At 42.3% G+C, this 21,830-nt stretch carries 22 protein-coding genes and 1 pseudogene; 3 read left to right on the plus strand and 20 right to left on the minus strand.

All coding sequences use genetic code 11. The annotated features are described in order from the left end of the window. A partial coding sequence (locus EAE91_RS18680; RefSeq protein ID WP_214089805.1) for a ShlB/FhaC/HecB family hemolysin secretion/activation protein occupies window positions 1–1,477 on the minus strand: 1,477 nt, incomplete at its 3' end. A gap of 563 nt (window positions 1,478–2,040) precedes the next feature. Between EAE91_RS18680 and EAE91_RS18685 the strand changes: the two are divergent. After that, window positions 2,041–2,280 (plus strand): annotated as a pseudogene (locus tag EAE91_RS18685) (IS30 family transposase); the annotation flags it as partial. Between the two features lie 270 nt (window positions 2,281–2,550). Then, entirely contained in the window at window positions 2,551–4,227 is a 1,677-nt protein-coding gene (locus EAE91_RS18690) for a S8 family peptidase (RefSeq protein WP_214089806.1), read from the plus strand. Between the two features lie 86 nt (window positions 4,228–4,313). On the opposite strand, the gene EAE91_RS18695 is transcribed toward EAE91_RS18690, so the two are convergent. From EAE91_RS18695 to yceD, 18 genes are all read right to left on the minus strand, one after another. Next, window positions 4,314–5,618 (minus strand): NAD(P)/FAD-dependent oxidoreductase, encoded by a 1,305-nt coding sequence (locus EAE91_RS18695; RefSeq protein WP_214089807.1) that lies wholly within the window; start codon window positions 5,616–5,618, stop codon window positions 4,314–4,316. Between the two features lie 395 nt (window positions 5,619–6,013). Continuing rightward, window positions 6,014–7,036, minus strand: a complete 1,023-nt coding sequence (gene nagZ / locus EAE91_RS18700; RefSeq protein ID WP_214089808.1) for a beta-N-acetylhexosaminidase — start codon at window positions 7,034–7,036, stop codon at window positions 6,014–6,016. A 52-nt stretch (window positions 7,037–7,088) separates the two neighbouring features. Then, window positions 7,089–7,952 carry a thiamine kinase gene (gene thiK, locus EAE91_RS18705; protein WP_214089809.1) on the minus strand — a complete coding sequence of 288 codons (864 nt, stop codon included), beginning with the start codon at window positions 7,950–7,952 and terminating at the stop codon, window positions 7,089–7,091. Further along, the gene (gene lpoB, locus EAE91_RS18710) at window positions 7,939–8,508 is read right to left on the minus strand and encodes a penicillin-binding protein activator LpoB (protein ID WP_214089810.1); all 570 of its coding nucleotides are present in this window, start codon (window positions 8,506–8,508) and stop codon (window positions 7,939–7,941) included. The genes thiK and lpoB overlap by 14 nt, the downstream gene beginning before the upstream one ends. A gap of 305 nt (window positions 8,509–8,813) precedes the next feature. Then, window positions 8,814–9,170 (minus strand): purine nucleoside phosphoramidase, encoded by a 357-nt coding sequence (gene hinT, locus EAE91_RS18715; RefSeq protein WP_105395045.1) that lies wholly within the window; start codon window positions 9,168–9,170, stop codon window positions 8,814–8,816. A gap of 70 nt (window positions 9,171–9,240) precedes the next feature. After that, window positions 9,241–10,026 carry a metal-dependent hydrolase gene (locus tag EAE91_RS18720; protein ID WP_214089811.1) on the minus strand — a complete coding sequence of 262 codons (786 nt, stop codon included), beginning with the start codon at window positions 10,024–10,026 and terminating at the stop codon, window positions 9,241–9,243. Between the two features lie 31 nt (window positions 10,027–10,057). Next, window positions 10,058–11,041, minus strand: coding sequence for a DNA polymerase III subunit delta' (gene holB, locus EAE91_RS18725; protein WP_214089845.1), 984 nt, complete (start codon window positions 11,039–11,041; stop codon window positions 10,058–10,060). Beyond that, window positions 11,041–11,679 carry a dTMP kinase gene (tmk, locus tag EAE91_RS18730; RefSeq protein ID WP_214089812.1) on the minus strand — a complete coding sequence of 213 codons (639 nt, stop codon included), beginning with the start codon at window positions 11,677–11,679 and terminating at the stop codon, window positions 11,041–11,043. The genes holB and tmk overlap by 1 nt, the downstream gene beginning before the upstream one ends. Then, a complete protein-coding gene (gene mltG / locus EAE91_RS18735) occupies window positions 11,676–12,701 on the minus strand; it encodes an endolytic transglycosylase MltG (protein ID WP_214089813.1) in 1,026 nt (341 codons plus the stop codon). The genes tmk and mltG overlap by 4 nt, the downstream gene beginning before the upstream one ends. 85 nt (window positions 12,702–12,786) lie before the next feature. After that, a complete protein-coding gene (pabC, locus tag EAE91_RS18740) occupies window positions 12,787–13,611 on the minus strand; it encodes an aminodeoxychorismate lyase (protein ID WP_214089814.1) in 825 nt (274 codons plus the stop codon). A 238-nt stretch (window positions 13,612–13,849) separates the two neighbouring features. Beyond that, window positions 13,850–15,091 carry a beta-ketoacyl-ACP synthase II gene (fabF, locus tag EAE91_RS18745; RefSeq protein ID WP_214089815.1) on the minus strand — a complete coding sequence of 414 codons (1,242 nt, stop codon included), beginning with the start codon at window positions 15,089–15,091 and terminating at the stop codon, window positions 13,850–13,852. A gap of 73 nt (window positions 15,092–15,164) precedes the next feature. Next, on the minus strand, window positions 15,165–15,401 hold the full coding sequence (acpP, locus tag EAE91_RS18750; protein WP_011147052.1) for an acyl carrier protein: 237 nt from the start codon (window positions 15,399–15,401) through the stop codon (window positions 15,165–15,167). Between the two features lie 154 nt (window positions 15,402–15,555). Then, window positions 15,556–16,290 carry a 3-oxoacyl-ACP reductase FabG gene (gene fabG / locus EAE91_RS18755; RefSeq protein WP_214054730.1) on the minus strand — a complete coding sequence of 245 codons (735 nt, stop codon included), beginning with the start codon at window positions 16,288–16,290 and terminating at the stop codon, window positions 15,556–15,558. A gap of 8 nt (window positions 16,291–16,298) precedes the next feature. Continuing rightward, a complete protein-coding gene (gene fabD / locus EAE91_RS18760; protein WP_214089846.1) occupies window positions 16,299–17,231 on the minus strand; it encodes an ACP S-malonyltransferase in 933 nt (310 codons plus the stop codon). Between the two features lie 24 nt (window positions 17,232–17,255). Then, window positions 17,256–18,209 (minus strand): beta-ketoacyl-ACP synthase III, encoded by a 954-nt coding sequence (locus tag EAE91_RS18765; RefSeq protein WP_214089816.1) that lies wholly within the window; start codon window positions 18,207–18,209, stop codon window positions 17,256–17,258. A 6-nt stretch (window positions 18,210–18,215) separates the two neighbouring features. Next, window positions 18,216–19,253, minus strand: a complete 1,038-nt coding sequence (gene plsX, locus EAE91_RS18770) for a phosphate acyltransferase PlsX (RefSeq protein WP_214089817.1) — start codon at window positions 19,251–19,253, stop codon at window positions 18,216–18,218. Between the two features lie 29 nt (window positions 19,254–19,282). Continuing rightward, entirely contained in the window at window positions 19,283–19,453 is a 171-nt protein-coding gene (gene rpmF, locus EAE91_RS18775) for a 50S ribosomal protein L32 (RefSeq protein WP_011147057.1), read from the minus strand. Window positions 19,454–19,465: 12 nt separating this feature from the next. Then, window positions 19,466–19,990 (minus strand): 23S rRNA accumulation protein YceD, encoded by a 525-nt coding sequence (gene yceD / locus EAE91_RS18780; RefSeq protein WP_214089818.1) that lies wholly within the window; start codon window positions 19,988–19,990, stop codon window positions 19,466–19,468. Between the two features lie 142 nt (window positions 19,991–20,132). Here yceD and EAE91_RS18785 point away from each other — a divergent pair, with 142 nt between their 5' ends. After that, window positions 20,133–20,723, plus strand: a complete 591-nt coding sequence (locus EAE91_RS18785; RefSeq protein WP_214089819.1) for a Maf family protein — start codon at window positions 20,133–20,135, stop codon at window positions 20,721–20,723. Here EAE91_RS18785 and rluC read toward each other — a convergent pair. After that, a complete protein-coding gene (gene rluC, locus EAE91_RS18790; protein WP_214089820.1) occupies window positions 20,720–21,679 on the minus strand; it encodes a 23S rRNA pseudouridine(955/2504/2580) synthase RluC in 960 nt (319 codons plus the stop codon). The genes EAE91_RS18785 and rluC overlap by 4 nt on opposite strands. Between the last annotated feature and the right edge of the window lie 151 nt (window positions 21,680–21,830).

A 21,830-nucleotide genomic window follows, 5' to 3' on the forward strand; every position in this document is an offset into this window, starting at 1 on the left:
AATCCATTGCCAGATACAGCGACTGCCCTTTCAGCGGGGTTTGCCAGTCCAGCTCGTTGCGGCTGTACCAACCCCGATCAGCGGATAAGGTCAGCTCGCCATCAAAGCCGCGCACCGTCCAGCGACCGCCAATCGAGAATCGATCCTGGGGTGTCAATGGGCTGGCGCTTATCTGACGCAAATACTGGGTTTGATAAGAAAAGGGCTGAGAAAACAGCGTTAACGGCCCGGCAAGCGTCGCTGAGAACTGGGTGATTTTAGGCAAGGCGGTCCCTTCATTGCGGTACTCTTCCGGCGCAGGTTGCGCGCCAAACCAGCGCATGCCCTGTTGGTAAGTCACCCGGGTATCCAGCGTCGCGCTGCCGATAAAGTGATGATGGGACAGCCCCAGCTTCCAGCCCGCGGTTTCCCGGCGCTGAACATCGATTTCAGTGTTATCAATAAAATTGCGGGACGCCCGACGATAAATTTCACCGTTAAGCAGGGTTTTCTGATCGGCATTACGGTGCAGCACCCGGCTAAGCTGAACCGCCAGGTTTTGACTTTTGCCCCGGTATTGGATCGCCTGATTCAGCCCGGCTATCGTCTGGGTATAATCGTAATGACTGGCTGTCACGCTCGCCATCCAGTAACCGAAGGGCAAAGAGTAATAGAGCGTGTCATTTTGGCTGCCCTTGCCGGCAGACGCGTGAATATCGCGGCCACCGGAGAGATAGAACAGGTCGCTGAGCGCCAGGGGGTTATCCAGAAAAAAGGTGAGTCCGCCCTGATAACGCCCGGTGCTTTTCGAGCCGGTATCATCCAGATACGTCGCGACTCGCCAGTGCCGGGACTGACGCCAGTCCAGCACAATATCGCTCTCCCCCGGCTGCTCTGCCGGGACAATGTTCATATCCGCCTGCACGGTGGGGAAACGTTGCAGATTTTCCAATCCCTGCTCAATATCCCGTAAATCCAGTAGCTTGCCTTCACGCGCGGGAAAGGGGGTTATCCGCTGGATATATTTCCCGCTGTCAGGGGTATAGCGGATATGCCGGATTTTTCCCGGTATCATCACCAGTTTTAGCGTTTGGGTACGCAGATCCTGGGGAGGAACCAGAACCCGGCTGGTGACATAGCCGTGATTAATGAGCTGATCTTGCAACTGGGTTATCAGCCGGCTAATGCCTTTATCGCCCAGGCAATGGTTTTCGCCCTGTTGGGTGACACGCCGGAACGGTAACCAGTGCGGGAAATTTTTGGTGCCTGCCAATGCTACATGAGTGATAGGAAAACACGGGGTTTCCACCGGAAAGGCGGATGACTCCCCGGTTTCCGGTACCGACAGGTGAACCTCCGCAGAGGGCGGGGCTAATTGCGCCTCCAGAGCTTGCTGACGGGCCTGTTGATGAATGAGTTGTTGATCTGCGATATCGGCGGCTTGACTGCCTGAAACCACGCTACAAAAAACCGTTAATACTACAATACTGCTTTTCATTGACTTTCTATTCCACAATGTCGAAACAGTATTAACCACAAATTTAGCTTAGCGATCAATATTTAGAGTTGATTATCAACCGGGCAACTAAAATAGGGAGTTGGTTAAGATAGCAGCAAAAACAAGAGGTTATATGACAAAGCAAAAAACAGGCCAATGTGATTATTTTGTAACAGTATTGTATAAAAAATAGATTAATATTAATCATTTAATAATCAACATTAATAATTTCAAATTAATTTTATCTTTTTGTTTTTATTATGTGATGAATATCACATTTATAATGATTGATTTCGGTATTCATTCAAAATGAAATGTGATTCTTATCGTAAATTTGTGATGAAATATTGTCTTTTATGGTTATGTGAGGGGTTAGGGTTATCCATGCCAATCTTACTTCTTATCTGCCGCTCGCTCTGCCAGAAGATCACTTAACCTAAATCCTTCATAATTATGTGGGATAAATAGTATGATTTGTTCGCGTCATTCTCTGTAATTGGAAAGTTGAACGTAGTGGCGATTGGGAAGATGATACGATGTTTGGAATTTGCAGAGCATAAACTAAATTAGAGGCGCAAATTTACTTTTCTCACCCTATTCACCTTGGGAAAGAAGGGACCAATGAAAATATCAATGGGTTAATCAAGTAATACTTTCCAAAAGGAACCAATTTTAATGAAATCTCTGAGCAGGAAATAGATTTTGTGGTAAACCGATTAAGTAATCGCCCCTGAAAAACTCGGGGTAGTAAAACACCCAATGAATTATTTAAAGGAATACGGATATGTTTACTTACAGAGTAACGATATTGCACTTACTATGTAAATATATCCCATGCTATTAACAAGGTCATTTAAACTTACCCACCTTAATAAAAGCCCACTTTTTATTTTAAGAAAAATAACTTCCTCATCAAAGCGATTATAAATTAATTCTAAAATCACATTCAGCAATAATCAGTATAGATAGCTGAGTTACTCTCTAACAGAACAATGGACTAAGAAATAATAATAATATGAAATACCCAATTATAGTTATACTGAGGAGGCAATTAACCAAAGAGGAGAATGATAATGAACATATCCCTTGAGTACTTTCAATCTGCAAAATTTGACGGTAATTTATATCTCAAATGTCACGGTGAAATTAGTCACAAGACAGAAATAAAATACACCGTAACCAATTTAAATACAAAAGAGATATATGAATGTTATAGTGAAGATAATCAACTCGCCTGCTTGACTTCACTAAAACCCGCAAATTATACCATAGAAACCACCCTTATTCAGAATGGTAAAATAGTTGCTAAGCTTACACCAGAAAATATAGAAATAAAAGAATCAGATTTATTGTTTGATATCAATAAGAAAATCGATGAGATAGATAAAAACAAAACTGATAATATTGACATTAACCATATCCCCCCGAAACAAACACCTGATAAAAATAACACTGTCTCTTTAAAAGGAAACAATGATATCCCAAATAATAATTTGAAATATAATCTTGAGATTATGTTTTCCCCTGATGGATTAAAAAAATTTGAAATAGAAAAAGATAATTTATTACCTATTTTTAATTCATATAAAAGCGCAATAGAGATAAAACCTGTTTTTAATCAAGAAGATTTAGATAAGAAAACCTGGAAAACACCAGAATTCAGTAAATTAACTCACCTCTACAAGATAGATGCTGATATTAATCATGCTGATTTAGTTAAGTTAGCCAATGAACTGGAGAAACTGGATTATGTCGAATTTTGCTCTCTTACGCCGATTTTGAAAGAGCTACCGCCACCGCCTTTACTTCTGTCCGAAGAGGATACGATAATTCCTGAATTTGATACTACTCATATCGTTACGCCTGATTTTTCACATCTACAGGGATATTTAGACGAACACAACGGTATGAATATTAGAAAGGCTTGGGATGAAGGTTATAAAGGCAAAGGCGTCACTGTACACCATCTTGATTTTGGTGTTTATAGAAACCATGAAGATTTGGTTGGTAATATTACAGTTATCAACAGCCGCCCAGAAACACAAGATTGTAATCACGGCACAGCAGCCACCGGCTGTATTGCTGCAAAAGATAATGAATTCGGTGTGACGGGTATTGCTCACGAATGTCAATTCCGTTTTTATGACGTCGATGATTTTGATAGGATCATATATAGCTTTTTACCTGGGGATATTATTAGTTTAAATATTCAAACTGTAGCCAATAATAGATATTATCCTTTTACCTACCTTAAATCTAATTGGCAAAGAATAAAAAGTTGTGCTGATGCAGGAGCAATCATTATTTTTGCTTCTGGTAATAGCGGTATTAATTTAGCCTATGATTTCACTTTCCCTAATTACGGCGATCCTGGCGGTATTATGATTGGTGCCTGTACATCAATTAATGGACACCGATTAGGATTTTCCAATCATAATCTCCATACCAGTTTAAATTCTTGGGGCGAGAATGTCACAACTACTGGATATACAAACTTACAGTACCTATCAGGAAATAATAGAAATTATACTCGCAGTTATAATGGTACATCCAGTGCTACACCTTTAGTCTCAGGGGCATTAGCACTTATTCAGTCCTATGCTAAATCAAAATATCATAAATATTTTGATTGCACTCAAATAGCGACATTGGTTAGAAGTAGCGGTTTTGCAATAGGAGAACTACAAGGAATAGGCTCGCGACCAAATGTCGCAAATGCTTTCAAATTAGTTGATCGTTTGCTTTCTTAATTAAGGTAAATGATTTCAGATTAAAGTAGTGATGTTTTATCAGGGCCACCCGTTATTCTACGGGGGGCCTTATATTAATTAAGTCATTAATGCAATTTCAATCGTGGGCGAATTACACGGTTTATACCGCCAACAAGCATCATTAAGCCAGTTTTGATATATCCATGTAAGGCGACCTGATGCATACGATATAAAGAGATATAGACAGCGCGAGCTACACGCCCTTCTATCATCATTGAACCACGCATCAAATTGCCCATCAAACTACCCACCGTACTGAATTTAGACAACGATACCAAGGAACCATGATCTTTATAGGTATACTCTTTTAACGGCTTGTCATACAACAAGGCAATAATATTACTGTAACAGCAGCTAGCCATTTGATGAGCCGCCTGTGCCCTTGGTGGAACAAAACCGCCTTCCTTCTTCGAGCATGATGCACAATCACCAATGGCAAAAATATGATCATCAAGTGTCGTTTGCAGAGTTGGCTTCACCACTAACTGATTAATTCGGTTAGTTTCAAGACCAGCAATATCTTTCATAAAATCAGGTGCTTTGATACCGGCAGCCCATACCATGAGATCAGCTTTAATTAGCTCACCCTCTTTAGTATTCAACCCGCGTTCATCAGCACTGGTCACCATAGTTTTAGTTAATACATGAACGCCAAGTTTTGTCAGTTCCTGATGTGCCGCAGCAGAAATACGCGCAGGCAATGCAGGCAGAATCCGCTCCCCTGCTTCGACTAACGTCACGTTCAACGCTTCTGAATTCAACCCTTCAAAACCATAACTGTTAAGCTGTTTTACCGCATTGTGCAATTCCGCTGATAATTCAACACCTGTCGCACCACCGCCAACGATAGCAATATTAACCTTATCTTGTTGACCACAGTTTGCAGAATACTTAAGAAACAGATTTAACATTTCATTATGGAAACGGTGAGCCTGTTGTGGGTTATCCAGGAAGATACAATGCTCTTTCACACCCTGTGTATTAAAATCATTAGATGTACTACCCAAAGCCATAACCAGAATGTCGTAGCTCAATTCACGTTCAGGTACCAGCACTTCGCTATATTCATCTCTGATCTCAGCCAAAGTAATTTTTTTGCTATCACGGTGAATATCAGTCAAGGTCCCTAATTGGAAACTGAAATAGTGATTACGGGCATGGGCCAGGTAACTCAACGCATCAACCCCATCGTCAAGGGAACCTGTTGCTACTTCATGTAATAACGGCTTCCATAAATGGCTTTGGTTACGATCCACCAGCACAATTTCTGCTTTCTTCTTGCGACCTAACTTATGCCCCAGACTGGTTGCCAGCTCCAAACCACCGGCACCTCCACCAATGATAACAATTCTTTTCTTTGGTGTTGTCATGACTACTCCACTAAAATGTAAACCAAATGTTATTTAAGGGCAGTAAAATAATGCCTTTAAATAACATTTAGTTTTATACAAATAACTGATGTGATAATTACAGAATATCATGACTGGTTAGTAGGTCATACCAAAATTGAACAACATCAAATTCTTTTGAATAAATAAACATCAATCACAAGATTTGTCAATTTATTTTCAGTTGGCTGGATTCAGCTCTTATTTATTTCATTTTCCTGTTTACATAGAAAATAAAATATGCATCAGAAAAAATGCCTGATATCAAAGAAATTTCAGGAATGTGACCATGCTATGTACACAAAAAAGCGGGATATTTTCCCGCACAATTAACGCTAAAGGTCATCTATTTGGCAATAACACAAATACTTTACAAATTACCGTGCACAATCCTGCCATTGTTCACACAAAGCCGTTAGTGCTTTATTAGCCTGCTGCCAACGTTTCGAATTCTTTAACTCATTCAGGCTGTATTGACCACCTCGATGATACAATTCTGATAATCTCTCCACTTTGGTCAAAGGCAGATTATCAAGCACGCTAACCGCTCCATCACGGTTATTACATATCAAAATCATGTCACAACCTGCATTAAGCGCAGTCTGTCCGCGTTCAACGTAACTTCCCATCATCTCCGCCCCCGCCATAGAAAGATCATCGGAAAATATCACGCCATCAAAGCCTAATTGCTGGCGCAGCACCGATTTTAACCAGTATGACGACCCGCTGGCTGGATGCTCATCTACCTGAGAATAGATCACATGAGCCGGCATAATCACATCCAACAAATTGCGCTGAATAAAATCACGAAAAATAGACATATCATGATGACAAATAACTTCCAACGGGCGATCATCACAGGGTGTTTCTTTATGAGAATCAGCATTAACAGCACCATGCCCCGGAAAATGTTTACCCGTCGATTTCATACCAGCAGAATGCATGCCTTTAATAAAGTTCTCCGCCATAATCTTGGCCTGTTCAGGATCTTCATGGAATGAACGTTCACCAATAGCCGCACACTGGTGACCTAAATCCAAAACCGGAGCAAAGCTGATATCGATATCCATAGCAATCATTTCAGACGCCATCAGCCAACCCGCCTCTTCCGCCAATTTAGTGCCACTGAGATTGTCATTCAATCCAGCAAAAGATTGAGCCGCTGGTAAACAAGTGAAACCTTCACGGAAACGCTGAACCCTGCCACCTTCTTGATCAACAGCAATCACAAGACGATGGCGGGAAGCCTTACGAATTTGACGTACTAATTCTCGCAATTGCTCAGCATCATAAAAATTACGGGTAAACAGAATTAATCCGCCCACTAATGGATGTTGCAAAATTTCCTTCTCTTCATTATCCAATTCATAACCAACAACATCTAACATGACCGGACCCATAATATTCCTCACTTGTATTTATGTGCTGCAATCAATGCAGTGTGATAGAAATTTAAAACGTTAGACCAAAAGAAAGGCGTAACGGTTGTGCTAATTCTAAAAATTGCGAATCACCACTCTGTTTCCAACGCACTTCAAACCACATCAAAAACATATAATCAACCCAAGGTCGCCAACGTTTAATCTGGCGCTCTAATAGCATTCGATTCAAGTATCCTGATGGCTGACAACAATAGGCGTTCAAAAAATCCTGCTGCTGCGACTCATCCCAATGATTAGTGCGAAACAGTGTCGCTAGCGCAAACCCAATATCGGTATCAGTTGCATATTCCCAATCAATGAGTTTCAACCCCCGAGAAGTATTAAGCAAATTACCATAATGCACATCCATATGAGCGGGTGATAATTTTAGTATTGAAGGCATTGGAGACGACATAAAATGTTTATGCAACCGCAACCAGCGAGGAGTAAGACGCGCTTTATCAATCTGCAACCAGTGGCTTTCTAGCTGATGCCGTAGTTGAAGCCGGTACCCAAACAGAGGCTGGTGATGCAAAATCGCCAATAATACCGCCAATTTTTGCAAAAAATCAGGCTGAGTAAACTCATTTTGCCCAATAATATGGCCGGGCAACCATTCCAACAACAACCAGTGAGGAACCATTGCTATTACTTGCGGAGCAATTTTTACCTGGCTGAGATGGCGCAAAATGGCGCTTTCACGCTGACGATTAACGCCAAGCCGTTTCCCCTGCTGCCACTGTCTACGGCCAACGACATGATATTCACCATTGGTGGCATAATAGCTCTCATTTGTCAGACCGTTTAACGGTCTTATCTTCCAATCGTTTTCCTCGGTATGCGGCCATTGCCTGCACAATGCCCGCAATAAACAATCATGATTATTTAACGTCACCGTGCCCTGACCAGAGAATCTCACCCGTTTGTACTAGCATCAGTTGCATGACGATATCACGCTTATCACTGTTACCTGAAACTATAGAATAGAGAACATAATCGGCATTCAAATAACGCGCCAGACCAATCGCTTTGCTACGCAATCCCAAACTATCTTCTTCAGATAAACCTAGAGATTGACGGGCACTTTGCACCTGATTTTGCGGTACTAATTCAAAAACATGTTCGCTACTGAGAGCCTGACACAAAGCATTGGTTGCCTGCATGGTTTGTAATGCACCGTTGGTATTATTTTTTACCGTATCAACTAACAGTAACTTCCCGCTTTCCAACCCATGAGCCTTAACTAATTGCTCTACTAATGGCTGCACAGTACTTTCCCAGTCAATCGTGCGCATTTTCGGGGGTTCTGGCACCTTTTCAGATGGCGGCGTCGGTTTTTCCGATGGGGTCACGGGTACAACCGGCGTCGGAGGTTCAGGCTGCTCCGGTGGCAAAGATGGACATCCAGCCAAAAACATAACCGATAGTGCTACAAAAAGAATTCTTCTCATTAACCTATTCCAATTACAGAGTTTTAAAAAACAGATAAGTTTTCGCTGTGACAGCAGCAATATATTATCGGTTCAACTCTAATGATAAATTTGCAGCATTTATACCCGTTATCTTTCAAGTTGCCTCTTTGTTGGCTGCACTCACTCACCCCGGTCACATAGTTATCTATGCTCCCGGGGATTCACTCCCTTGCCGTCGCGATGCATCTTGAAATCCATTGGGTATATTACAAAATCGAGATATTCGGGGCCATCTTGGAATAAACATCCCCGAATATCTGCCTATGTCTATGAATGTCAGTACTTCACATTGACTTCATCAACAATGGCCCTAAATGGCGACCACCAACCAAATGCATATGAATATGATAAACTTCCTGCCCCGCATGGCGGTTACAGTTCATAATCAAACGATATCCATCTTTAGCAATGCCTTCTTGTTCAGCAATTTTTGCTGCAACCGTCATCATTCGCCCTAACGCTGCTTCATGCTCCGGCTTAACATCGTTCACTGTTGGGATCAAAACATTTGGAATAATCAGAATATGGGTCGGTGCTTGTGGAGAAATATCGCGGAATGCAGTGACCAGATCGTCCTGATAAACAATATCAGAAGGTATTTCACGGCGAATAATTTTACTGAAAATAGTTTCTTCTGCCATTACATTTTCCTTATATTCAAAAAATAACAGATATATGAGCGCCTACAAGCCAAAGATTCAAGTTGATAAATCAAATTTTGTCTACATCAACATGAAATAAATCGCAAAAATTCTGTGTAGTCACTTCTGCCAGCGCCTCAACACTCACACCTTTGAGTACAGCCATATATTCCGCAACATCACGTACATAGGCTGGCTGGTTCTGTTTGCCACGATGAGGCACAGGTGCAAGGTAAGGCGAATCGGTTTCAATCAGAATACGATCCAACGGTACATATCTCGCCGCTTCACGAATCTGCTCTGCATTACGGAAAGTAACAATACCAGAGAATGAAATATAGAAGCCTAAATCCAGTAATTCCCTAGCCGTATCTTTATCTTCCGTAAAACAGTGTAAAACACCACCACATTCTCGTGCCTGTTCTTCACGCAATACCTTTAAAGTATCATCACGTGCACTACGGGTATGAACAATAACCGGCTTGTTGAGTTTTCGTCCGATACGAATATGTTCACGAAATGAGGTTCGCTGTAATTCAGCATTATCCTGTTGATAATAGTAATCCAACCCAGTTTCACCTAGTGCAACAACTTCATTCCCAGCCGCTAAACATGCCAACTCATCAAAGTCATAACCTTCATCCAGATTAAGTGGATGAATACCGCAGGAAAATACGATATTTTCCCGTTTACCAATTAGCGTTTTCATTTGCTGGAAGCCGGGTAGCGTCGTCGCTACTGCCAGCATGAATTTAACCTCCCGATCTGCCGCTTTTGCAACAACATCATCTACATTTTTGTGTAGATTTTCATAATCGAGACAATCGAGATGACAATGCGAATCAACTAACAACATATTTAAACTCGTATACAAAAAGGTTTCAGGGTTATGAAGTAAACTGTTTTTCCCAATTAAGCAACTGTTCTGCCAACAACAATTCCCAATTTACGCCCACTACTGAAAGCAATTGATGACGACAAGACATCCAATCACCAACGCTTTGTAGCAAAACAGCCATAGTATGCATGGAACTCAACTGATAAATCAGCGTTTGTTGATCTTGATTGATGCAATAACTCTGCACCTGCTGTTGCCACTTAATCGCATCAAGTAACAAACTGATAAGCCAATGAAGTCGTTGTGGCGCATTTTCATGATTCAGTTGAGGTAAAAGTGACAAAGCATCACGTTTATCCAAAGCCTGTTTGACAGCTTGGCAAAACTGTTCCCGTATCTGCCATTGCTCCGGTTGCAATAATTGTTCTGCTGCTACAGGTGCTCCCTGAGACAGTTTTAATGCTGTCATCGCATCGACCGAAGAAATTAAAGGCAACTGTTTTTGCAACCAATAAAGGCTATTTTCCGTCTCAGGTACCGGCAGAAAATAGTAAAAACAACGGCTACGTAAAGTTGCCAAAAGGCTGACTGGTTGCCGACATTCCAGAAGAAAATAGGTATGTTCCGGCGGCTCCTCCAATGTTTTCAATAATGCATTAGCCGCAGCATCTGTCAAACACTCGGTCAAAGGTAACCAAACAATTTTTGCCCCACCTTGCTGAGAACGGCTATAAAGCTTTTCCGTAATCTGCCGTACCGCTTCCACACCAACGCTGGTTTTACCCTTCTCAGGAGTCATAATGTGCCAATCAGGATGGGTTTCTGCCATCATCAGGTGACAACTATGACACTTCCCGCAGCTTTTCATCCCCTGCCTATTCTGACACATCAACCAACGGCTTAATCCATAGATCAATACATCGGCTCCAGTACCTGCATTGGCATGAACCAATAAAGCATGATGGCCTCGTCCTTGCTGGTGAGATTCCACCAACTGACGATACGCCTGATTAAGCCACGGATACCAATTCATCAGCCATTTTCCTGCTGCTTTAGCCATTGCCCAAGTACCAGTTCAATATCTGCTTGTACTTGCTCTATCGGTTGAGCCGCATCAACGGTCACAATACTCTTATCTTGTGCTGCAAACTCCTGGTAACGGCTGCGCGTACGATCAAAAAAATCCATTGATTCTTTTTCAATTCGGTCTAACTCTCCACGTTCACGGGCACGTAGTAAACCAATCTGAGGAGGAAGATCGAGATAAATAGTCAAGTCAGGACGAAAATCACCAAGCACAGTATCACGTAGCGAAGCCATCAAGTTTTTATCAATACCACGTCCTCCCCCTTGATATGCCTGGGAAGAGAGGTCATGACGATCACCCACAACCCATGTACCACCAGCCAAAGCAGGTTTAATCACATTTTCGACTAATTGAACTCTGGCTGCATATAACATTAACACCTCTGCTTTATCCGTCAGAGATTCACCTTCAACACCTTGTTTAATTAACTCACGTAATTTTTCTGCTAGTGGTGTTCCACCCGGTTCACGGGTAAAAATTAAATCCTGAATACCGTGCTGCTGCAATATTTCAACGACTGTTTTCATCGCTGACGTTTTTCCTGCACCTTCCAGCCCTTCAATAACAATAAATTTGCTGTTCATTTATCTTGCTTTAACCCCTGACGGTAAATATTTACCGCCTTATTATGCGCAGCCAGATTGGTCGTAAAAGTATGGCCACCTTTACCATTCGCCACAAAATAGAGAAACTCAGTTTTTGCCGGGTGTGCAGCCGCTTTTATGGAAGCAAGACCAGGCATCGCAATCGGTGTGGGCGGCAGGCCATTAATCATATAAGTATTGTAGGGTGTCAATGTCGTTAAATCTTTACGAAAAATAGTGCCTGTGTATTTTTCGCCTAAACCATAAATCACGGTCGGATCAGTTTGAAGCCGCATGTTCAACCGTAAACGATTAATAAATACAGAAGCAACTTTTGTCCGCTCAGCCTCAACACCGGTCTCTTTTTCAATAATCGACGCCATAATCAACATTTCATAAGCATTCTTATAGGGCAGATTTTTGTCACGCCCTTCCCACTCCTCTTCAAGCGTTATTTTCATCTGTCGATATGCTCGTTTCAGCAACGCCACATCGCTTGTACCTGCCGTATAGTGATAGGTATCAGGATAAAGCCACCCTTCCAAAGTATCTGTATCTTTTATATCGAGTATCTCAGCCAATTCCCGCGCATTTTTATTATCCAATTCATGTTTAAGATATTCAGATTGTTGTAGTATTTTCCACCAGTCAGATAAACGACTACCTTCAACAAAACGGACCGTAAATTGCGCTTCTTTACCACTAGAGAATAACTGCAACACTTCCCGCAACGTCATTTCTCGTGTCAATTGGTAAGTTCCCGCTTTAAACTCGGCAAGTTTTGGCTCCAGCCTTAATAACCAAGGGAAAATATGACTATCTTCAATCAAGTTATCCCGCACTAGTAACGCCTCCAAACCATGACGACTAATGCCGGCTGGTAAGGTAAATATTCGATCCTGTTTAATTGTTAGTGTTTGATCCGCAAATTTTTCAACTTTTTTATAGCCAGCATAGAGTAATATTGCTGCCGTAATGACAATCAAAACCAATAGAGCAAAAAGACTTTTTTTTCGTTTCATCAATTAATCTAATCACTTAAACACATTGTTCGCTTAGATACACTATTCACTTTTAAACACACTATTCACTTAGACACATTATGAATTACAATTTCAGACATTCAGGAAGCAAATAATCATACAGCTCCCTTGACTGATATTTCCATGTGGGCTGATTTTCATGAATTTGAATTTCTCTGACCGGTATCACTGGCATTAAAGAATTACAGACTATCACTTCATCTGCATCAGCCAATGTCTCGGGATAACAGTTTACACAAGAAAAGTGATAATCACTTTCCGATAATAACGCGATTATTCTTCTCCGCATCACCCCTTCAATACCACAACTTCGTAAATCAGGAGTATACACATCTTTTCCTTTACGCCAGAAAATGTTTGCAGTACAGCATTCAACCAACAAACCATCAGTATCAAGTACCAGAGCTTCATCAGCATTTGATTTTTCGATAAATGATTTAATCAATACCTGCTCTAATCGGTTAAGGTGTTTAATTCCGGCAAGATAAGGATTTATTCCCATCGGTATCGGACTGAGCACCAGAGATAAACCTTTCTGACGCTGTTTTAAATATCTTTCGGGATAAGGACTAAGAGACAAAATCTCATTGGGTTGTGTAAAACCCTCAGCACTATAACCACGCCCTCCGGTTCCGCGGGAAATAATAACTTTAAGTACACCTTGTTCAGTTGTAGAAACAATCTGTTTTATATGGTTTTCAAGCTGTTGCCAATCGGGTTGTGGAAGATATAACCTTTCAACGCCTTTTTGTAATCGTTGGATATGCAGTGGCAATAAAGCAGCCTGCCCCTGTTCTATTCTTACTGTTGTGAAACAACCATCACCGAATTGAACTGAACGATCATTGACTGGTAAATAGTTGCTCCGCTGCCCATTAATCCAATACATATAACTTTATTCTTAATTACTCAAAAAAGGCATTTCAATCAATTCATCAACAGACGGTATCATAGTATATCGCTGACGCGAGTGCAAAAATGCCTATGATTCTTGCCACAAAAAAAGCTCCAATAATTATTAACTATTGGAGCTTTCTATTTTGTCGCCTCTCAATACTTACAAATTCATACCGAGAGACCCTCAACAGCAATTTTCTGTAATATCAGGCTTTGTCTGTCAATTAGGTTTACATCTTACGGAAAATCAGTGAGCCGTTAGTACCACCGAAGCCGAAAGAGTTACACAATGCATATTCCATCCCCTCTACCTTACGGGACTCATTTGGCACGAAATCCAGACGGCAGTTCTCATCCTGGTTTTCCAGGTTGATAGTTGGTGGAACAACCTGATCACGCAATGCAAGGATAGTGAAAATAGATTCCACCGCCCCCGCAGCACCCAACAAATGACCCGTCATTGATTTGGTGGAACTCACTAAAACATCAGTGCCTTCACCAAACACCGACTCAACTGCATGGGCTTCCGCTAAATCGCCAGCCGGTGTTGAAGTGCCATGAGCATTAATATATCCCACTTGCCTGGTAGTGATACCGGCATCTTTCAGTGCATTTTCCATCGCCAGCGCAGCACCTGCACCATTTTCTGGCGGAGACGTCATATGATAAGCATCACTACTCATGCCAAAGCCAACGATTTCTGCGTAAATTTTCGCACCACGCCTCTTCGCATGCTCATACTCTTCTAGTACCAGAATACCTGCACCATCCCCCAGAACAAAGCCATCGCGGTCTTTATCCCACGGACGACTTGCACTTTGTGGATTATCATTACGGGTAGATAAAGCACGGGCAGCACCAAAGCCACCAACCCCTAGAGGAGTACTGGCTTTTTCCGCACCACCTGCCAGCATAATGTCAGCATCATTATAAGCAATAATACGGGCAGCATGACCAATATTATGTACACCTGATGTACATGCTGTAGCGATAGAAATGCTTGGACCACGCAAACCGTAAATAATACTCAGATGACCTGCTACCATGTTTACAATCGTAGAAGGTACAAAGAATGGACTGATCTTGCGAGGACCATTCGCTACCAATGCCCCGTGATTTTCTTCAATCAGACCCAAACCACCAATACCAGAACCAATAGCAGCACCAAAACGACTAGCATTGGCTTCTGTTACTTCAATTCCGGAATCTTCAATGGCTTGCACACCTGCTGCAATACCATATTGAATGAAGTCATCCATTTTTCGTGCATCCTTGCGCGAAATATTGAAATCTTCATGATTAAAATCTTTAACCAGACCAGCAAACTTAGTTGCATGATGACTGGTGTCAAAATGGTCAATAAGGCTGATACCACTCTGTCCGGCACAAACAGCTTTCCAAGAAGATTCTGCTGTATTACCGACAGGAGATAACATGCCTAGTCCGGTCACAACTACTCGACGCTTAGACACGCTTATCCTCCAGGGAGGGAAATTATTTAGGGCAGAAACATAGGCGGTCGAATGACCGCCTAGGTGTGTTCACTTATTCGCTTTGGTTCTGGACGTAATCAATAGCTGCCTGAACTGTAGTGATCTTTTCTGCTTCTTCATCTGGAATTTCGATATCGAACTCTTCTTCCAGAGCCATTACCAGTTCAACTGTGTCAAGAGAATCAGCGCCCAAGTCATCTACAAAAGAAGCTGAATTAACAACCTCTTCCTCTTTAACACCAAGTTGTTCAACGATGATTTTTTTAACGCGTTCTTCAATAGTGCTCATGCTATTAAATTTCCTATCAAAATTCGCTTTCGCGATGGTTTTCGTAGTTTATAAAATACAGGAAAAGATGCAACCCAATCCCGGCTGGTCGAACCACAAACTTGCACTATTTTGCGTTATTTGACACAAAAAATGCAACTGGTTCGCTCATTTTTTAGTTCATGTACATGCCGCCATTGACATGTAATGTTTCGCCTGTGATGTAAGCCGCTTCATCAGAAGCAAAGAAAGCCACAGCACTAGCAATTTCTTTTACATCCCCAAGCCGCTTGGCGGGGATATCTTTCGAAAAGTTCGCCAACTGTTCCTCTGGCAACGCTTTTAGCATATCAGTTTCAATAAGCCCTGGCGCAACAACGTTAACAGTAATACCGCGGGAAATCACTTCGCGAGCCAATGTCTTACTGAAACCAACAAGACCTGCTTTCGCCGCTGCATAGCTTGCCTGCCCAGTGTTCCCCATCGACCCAACAACAGAGCCAATAGAGATGATACGACCATAACGTTTTTTTATCATGAAGCGCATTGCCGCTTTTGTCATACGGAAAACGGATGAAAGATTAGTGTCAATAACATGCTGCCACTCATCATCCTTTATGCGCATCACCAGGTTATCACCCGTGATACCTGCATTGTTCACTAAAATATCAAGCCCACCCCATTCTGTTCGGATGGTAGACATAAGCTGTTCAATCGATTCCGGATCCGTGACATCCAGCACAAAACCTTTACCTTTTTCACCAAGGTAAGCACTGATGACTTCAGCACCTTTTTCGCTTGTTGCTGTACCAATGATATAGGCTCCACGCTCTGCTAATAGCTCAGCAGTTGCACGGCCGATCCCACGGCTAGCACCTGTTACTAATGCAATCTTTCCATCTAATCTCATATTGTTCCTCAATTATTTTCCAATGCAGTTACTAGTGAAGCTGTGTCATTAACTGCTGCTGCACTTAAGGTATTGACAATACGTTTAGTTAAACCTGTCAAGACTTTACCTGGCCCTATTTCTAATAGCCGCTCAACACCCTGTCCAACAATAAATTCAACTGTTTCCGTCCAACGGACAGGGTTATAGAGCTGTCGTACCAGTGCATCACGGATAGCTTCAGCAGATTGTTCCATTTTCACATCAACATTATTTACCACCGGGAACTGAGGATGGCTAAATTCAATTCCTTCCAAAACAACTGCCAGCTTATCTGCGGCGGGTTTCATCAGTGCACAATGCGACGGCACACTGACTGCCAAAGGCAGCGCACGTTTCGCACCTGCGGCTTTACATGCATCTCCAGCACGCTCTACCGCCTCTTTCTCACCGGCAATAACAACCTGACCAGGTGAGTTAAAGTTAACAGGAGAAACAATTTGCCCCTGAGCTGCCTCTTTACAGGCACGATCAATGGATTCATTATCTAAACCGATAATAACATACATTGCACCAACACCCTCAGGTACAGCTTCTTGCATCAATTTGCCACGCAGTTCAACAAGTCTAATTGCTTGTTTGAAATCAATGACACCTGCACAAACCAGTGCAGAATATTCACCAAGGCTATGTCCAGCCATCAGTGATGGTGCTTTTCCACCTTTTTCCTGCCAGACCCGCCAAATAGCAACCGATGCTGCCAACAACGCGGGTTGAGTTTGCCATGTTTTGTTCAGTTCTTCTTCTGGCCCCTGTTGAACCAGTGCCCAGAGATCATATCCCAGCACATCGGATGCTTCAGCAAAAGTTTGCTCGACAACTGGGAACGTTGTAGCCAAATCGGCCAACATACCAAGGTCTTGAGAACCCTGACCAGGAAATACCATTGCAAATTCAGACATAGACATGTTCATCTTCCTGTCAAATTAAAAACGTATCAGTGCTGAACCCCAAGTAAGGCCACCACCAAAAGCCTCAATTAAGATTAACTGACCACGCTTAATCCGGCCATCACGCACTGCTTCATCAAATGCTGTGGGTACCGATGCCGCAGAAGTATTACCGTAACGATCTAGCGTTACCACTACTTTATCCATTGTCATATTTAATTTTTTAGCTGTCGCTGCGATAATACGCAAATTAGCCTGATGAGGCACCAGCCAATCCAACTCACTATATGGCAAGTTATTTGCTTCTAAAGTCTCATCAACTATGTTAGCCAATTCACGAACTGCAATCTTAAATACTTCATTACCGATCATACTAGCATACGCTGGTTCTTTTAGATTCTGGCGTTCCTGATAAGGCAATACCAGCAATTCACCATAGCTACCGTTTGCATGAAGGTGAGTTGAAAGAATTCCTGGCTCATCAGAAGCCCCTACCACCATAGCGCCCGCACCATCGCCAAACAGGACAAGTGTTCCGCGATCATCTGGATCAAGTGTTCTGGTAATAGAATCAGAACCAATAACCAATGCATGTTTTGCCACACCGGTTCTAATAAACTTATCAGCAATACTCAGTGCATAAACAAAACCAGAACAAGCGGCGGAAATATCAAAAGCCGCGGAATTTTGGGTACCCAACATGTGCTGAATTTGGCACGCAGAACTGGGGAAAGCATGGGTGGATGAAGCTGTTGCAACAATGATTAAATCAATCTGATCTTTATCAATGCCCGACATTTCAATTGCTTTCTTTGCAGCCCGAAACCCCATAACCGCAACGGTTTCATCATCAGTAGCAATACGACGTTCGCGGACACCTGTACGGGTAACAATCCACTCATCAGAAGTATCTACCATTTTTTCTAAATCAGCATTAGTACGCACTTGCGCAGGCAGATAACTACCTGTACCTAAAATTTTTGTATACATGTATGTTCAGTCACTCTTGGGTAATGCTGTTTCCAGGCGTGCAGCAATTCTATCAGGAACCTGCCTTTCAACGGCCTGAACAGCCTGTTCGATTGCGGCTTTAAACGCATGCTCATTAGCCGCCCCATGGCTTTTGATTACAATTCCATATAATCCTAACAGACATGCGCCATTATACTGGTCAGGGTTCAGGTGACCGAAGCGTTTTGTCATCCGTTTTTGCAGCCACTTCTTGACTATTTTCAACAACCAGGAAAACTTTTTCTTTTGTCCATCCGATGATTTAAGCAGGGATAAGATAACTCTGATCGCCCCTTCCATCGTTTTTAACGTCACGTTACCTGCGAAGCCGTCACATACCAATACATCACTCTTGCCTGTCAGTAATTCATCACCTTCCAGATAACCAATGTAATTTATTGTCGGAATGTTCTTTAAAATAGTGGCGGCTTCGCGGATATTATCCAGCCCTTTACTCTCTTCTGTACCAATGTTAAGCAATGCTACCGCGGGATTAACCACCCCCACGACTTCTTCGGCCATTACTGAACCCATAATGGCGAATTGTACCAACATGCGGCTATTGCAATTAACATTGGCTCCTAAATCCAATACAACCGTTTCCCGCTGTTTCAAGTTTGGCAATACGGTCATCAAAGCAGGTCTTTCAATGCCTTCTATAGATTTTAGCATCAATTTAGATAACCCCATCAATACTCCTGTATTTCCTGCGCTGATACACGCCCGCGCTTCACCTGATTTCACTAAATCCAAGGCAATACGCATTGACGTTCCTCGGCTGTTACGAATCGCTTGCGATGGTTTCGCATCATTAGCCACAACCCGTTCAGCAGGAACCACTTGTAAACGACTGAGCAACTCAGCATCGCTATTTACAAGCATCGGAGAAATGATATCGGGGATCCCGACCAACAATAATTTAAGTCTAGGGTTAGACGCCAGTGCCTGCAATGCAGCAGGCACCGTAACGCGAGGACCAAAGTCCCCGCTCATGGCATCTAACGCTAAAGTCAGATTAGTCAAGGTATTAACTTGCTAATGACTGGCGGAGATTATTTGTTGATGACTTTGCGGCCACGATAGTAGCCATCAGCAGTCACATGGTGACGTAGGTGAGTTTCACCAGAAGTTTTATCTACAGACAGTAATGGTGCAGTCAGTGCATCATGAGAACGACGCATACCACGTTTAGAACGAGTTGGTTTATTCTGTTGTACGGCCATTGACCTTACTCCTTAAGTACTTTTCTTTAAACTGGCTAATACGGCAAATGGGTTTGGTTTTTCAGCCTCTAGAGGTAATTCACCAAACACCATGTCCGCTTCGGACACTTCACAGTGTTCAGAATCATGTACCGGAACCACCGGCAGAGAAAGAATTATTTCATCTTCAATCATTGCCAGCAAATCTATTTCGCCAAATTCGTTAACGTCAATTGGCTCATATTCTTCCGGTAATGCTTCAGCCTGTTCATCATTGACGACCGGGCTAAAACAATATGTTATGTGAACGTGATGGCTGAAATTACCGCCACAACGCTGACATTCAAGCGTAACATCCACATCGGAATGCCCACGCACAACCGCCAGACGTTGGTTATCTATCTGAAACGATAAAACGCTGTCTACATCATTGTCCACGCTAACCACAGATTCCGCGATACGCAAAACTTGCTCAGGTGAATAACTACCTGTGTAGTCTAATCGTTTCTGAGCTGCGCGAAGCGCATCAATGGTCAGGGGTAATTTTACCTTTTGCATAAGGCGCGCATATTATCTTTGTAATGAGATATAGTCAAAGAAAAAGGCCACACATCTGCACCTTTCCGCCAAATATTCGCTTATTAAGCTGTGCCTAGTTTAAAATGCCTGCAATTATTTCGCCATGTCTTTTGGAAAAATTATGACACAAATCATTTTAGCTTCCACCTCAGCTTACCGCCGCATGTTACTGGAAAAACTTCGTCTACCCTTTATATGCGCGGCTCCTAATACTGATGAAACACCTCGAATAAGTGAAAATGCAGAACAGCTCGTTATGCGTTTGGCGCAAGCTAAGGCACAAGCATTACAAGCAAAATATTCTCAGCATTTGATTATTGGTTCTGATCAGGTTTGTGTTATTAATGGCGAAATTACCGGCAAGCCTCACAGTTTTGAAAAGGCATTTAAACAATTACGGCAAGCCAGTGGTCATTGCGTCACCTTTTATACCGGCATTTGCCTCTTTAACAGCAAAACAGGAATAGCTGATACCCGTTGTGAATTGTTCAATGTCTATTTTAGAAAGCTGACTGATGATGAAATTTGGGCTTATTTAACTGCGGAAAACCCCCTTAATTGTGCAGGAAGCTTTAAAAGCGAAGGGTTAGGAATTACTTTATTTGAACGACTTGAAGGGAAAGATCCGAATACGTTAATCGGTTTACCATTAATTACATTGACTGAATTATTAATCCGCCAGGGGGTAAACCCACTGACGGCAATAGGTTAATTACTGTGATTCTGACGTAGCGTTTTTATACAATAGCGCAATTGCTCATCCAACGGTGCTTCAAGACGTAATGTCTCCCCCGTCGAAGGATGAGTAAACTTTAGCGCACAGGCATGCAAAAATAGGCGATTAAGACCCGTATCTGACAGTTGCGAATCAAAAACTTTATCGCCATAACGATCATCAAAAGCGATCGGATGCCCGGCATATTGAGTATGAACGCGGATTTGATGAGTCCGACCTGTTACAGGACTGGCTTTCACTAATGTTGCATTAGTAAAACGCTCTTCTACTTTAAAACGTGTTTCAGAAAGCTTACCTTCACTGCTTACCTTAACAATCCGCTCACCACTTTGCAGGATATTTTTCAGCAATGGGGCCTGAACGACTTTGCAATGTGATTGCCATTGTCCTCGTACTAAAGCCAGATAATCTTTCTGCATCTGTTTAAGTCGTAATTGCTCGTGCAAAGCCCGTAAGGTTGAGCGCTTTTTAGCAATTAACAGAATTCCAGAGGTATCACGATCCAAACGATGCACCAATTCGAGAAATTTGGCTTCCGGACGTAAAACCCGTAGCCCCTCAATAACGCCAAAACTTAAGCCACTGCCGCCATGAACGGCCGTACCGGAAGGTTTATTGAGCACTAGAATATGGTCATCTTCGTATAAGATACAATCGCCTAATACAGCAACTTTATCCAGTTTAGCTGAAACCGTCACCTCTTGCCGTTCTGCAACCCGAACCGGCGGAATTCTGACGATATCTCCCGCAGACAACTTATACTCAGGTTTTATCCTGCCCTTGTTTACCCGGACTTCACCTTTACGCACAATCCGGTAAATCATGCTTTTAGGAACCCCTTTCAAACGCGCTAATAAAAAATTATCAACGCGCTGTCCGGCCTCATCGTCATCAATAGTGACAAATTGTACAATTTGATTATTCGTTTTCATGATAGCAATTTTAATTATCACTCAAGCAGAGTGCTACTCATTTTTAAATATGTGTAAAAATCACGCATACTTTCCGGCTGTTACCTTCCCTACTTTAAGATAAAGATTAAATATTAACTATTTCTTCCTATTTCATCAGAAAAACCGCTTA

It is taken from the genome of Photorhabdus noenieputensis (assembly GCF_018448935.1).
In the GTDB taxonomy this organism is placed as follows: domain Bacteria; phylum Pseudomonadota; class Gammaproteobacteria; order Enterobacterales; family Enterobacteriaceae; genus Photorhabdus; species Photorhabdus noenieputensis.